The following is a 1647-nucleotide window of genomic DNA, read 5'->3' as shown; positions in this document are numbered from 1 at the left end:
TCGAGCATCAACTCAAGCGTCACTTGGCCGCCAGGCCAGCGCACGCCCGCTACTTTGGGCTCGCGACGGATGCTAGCGGACAGCTCGACCCGGCCCGGCTGGCCCAGGCCAGTCGGGGGCGAGTCTTCATCCGCTTGAGCAGGGGCCCATGAGGTTGAGCCGCGGCCGTATATGCAGGCACGACCAGGGCGCGGTCCGTGCCGACCGCGCGCCCGCCCGTGCCTACGCCCGACATGCGCCACGCTTGATGCGTCGCGCCATTCCCATGGAGGGCGACAGGATCCGGACAAGCTCTCAGCGCCTGCGACAGGCCCTCGTCGGAGACCGAATGGGTCGTGCGTCGCTGGCTGCGGAGAGCGTGTGGCTCTGGGCGCTCGCTGGGGCCCTCGCCCTGGCTGGGCTTGTGGCTGGGTGCAAAGTGTCGCCGGAGGGCGCCCCGCCGCCACAGTCGGCTTCCGCCGAGGCCGCAGCTGAAGAGGCACTGGTCACCTTCTTCGCTCGGCTGCACGACGGGCAATTCGCCGAGGCCGCCGATTGGTTTGGCGGATCGTACGAGCCGCTGTGGCAGATGAATCCTGGGATCCCGCCCGACAATGTGGTCGATCTGTGGGAGGCCGCCTGCACACGCAACGGCTTTCAGTGTCTGCCGACTCTGGCTGTGAAGGCCGAACCCGGCACAGCGCCGGGCGGCTTCGCCTTCGCCGTGCAGTTCGCCGCCGATGATGGCTCGGCCTTCACCATCGGTCCTTGCTGCGGCCAGGGGGGACAGCTGCCACGGTCGGTCTTCCGCTTTGTCGTGGCCGCCGATGACTCAGGGCAGTACAAGGTGATGGACCTGCCGGTGAACTCACCTTGACCTGCGTACACACGCAGCAGGTTGGCCGCCAGGCGCAACCCAGCTTGCTGAAAGGTCGAGCGGCTGTGGGCCTCGGGCCGAAGAGTCGCGCCGCGCCCCAGCGGGCGCGAGCGGATCGCAGCCGGCCTCACCGGCCTCTCCCAGGCGGAGTGATATCTCTGTCAGTCGCGCGCCCAGCCCGCTGCGCGGGTGGTACGATTGCCAGCCGTCGAGGCGACAGCCATGCCTACGCACAAATACCGCCCACGACGCGGCGGCAGGAGACATTGCCGATGTTCATTTCTGGCAGGACGGTGAGGATCGCTAGTCAAGGTGAAGCGAATCTCAAATGTGATAGTTGGGGTGCAACCCCTTTCACCCTAGATGCGGTTTCCTCTCCCGTGTCTCGGTACTTCCATCAGCCTCCCAGGGAACGGCGGGTTCGCCGGGCGTTGATCACAGTGATCAGCCTCAGTGCGCTGCTGGCCGCCTGCCAGCCGGCCGGGTCGGCCACATCGCCGGCCGCGCCGCCTGGCTCCGTCCCGGCTGAGGCTCCGACGTCAGCCTTGGCGCCGCAAGCATCTGCGCCTGACCTACCGCCAGTTGCCTGCCTGACGCGGGAGGATCTGGCGCAGTTGAGCCTGGCCGAGCGTGCCAGTCTGACCGAGCTCTGCTACCTGTCGCCGGACGGGACAGAAACGACCATCGAGCAGTCGCTTCATATCGCGAGCATTCGCGCCTTCCTGGAAGATCCTGGTCGGATGCTGGCCTTCAGCGAGATCTCCGCCATGCCGAATTCGCCGGATGGCGCC

Annotated in this window: 2 protein-coding genes; both read left to right on the top strand. The window is 67.3% G+C overall.

What is annotated here, in order from left to right; translation table 11 throughout:
- The first annotated feature begins 328 nt into the window (after positions 1-328).
- Positions 329-856 (top strand): hypothetical protein, encoded by a 528-nt coding sequence (locus MUO23_08645; GenBank protein MCJ7513024.1) that lies wholly within the window; start codon positions 329-331, stop codon positions 854-856.
- A 380-nt stretch (positions 857-1236) separates the two neighbouring features.
- Positions 1237-1647: hypothetical protein (locus tag MUO23_08640; protein MCJ7513023.1), on the top strand; the 411-nt coding region annotated here is incomplete at its 3' end.

This window comes from Anaerolineales bacterium (genome assembly GCA_022866145.1).
Lineage (GTDB): Bacteria > Chloroflexota > Anaerolineae > Anaerolineales > E44-bin32 > PFL42.
Note: the sequence above shows the minus strand (reverse complement) of the source record. Positions and strands in the feature narration are given on the sequence as shown.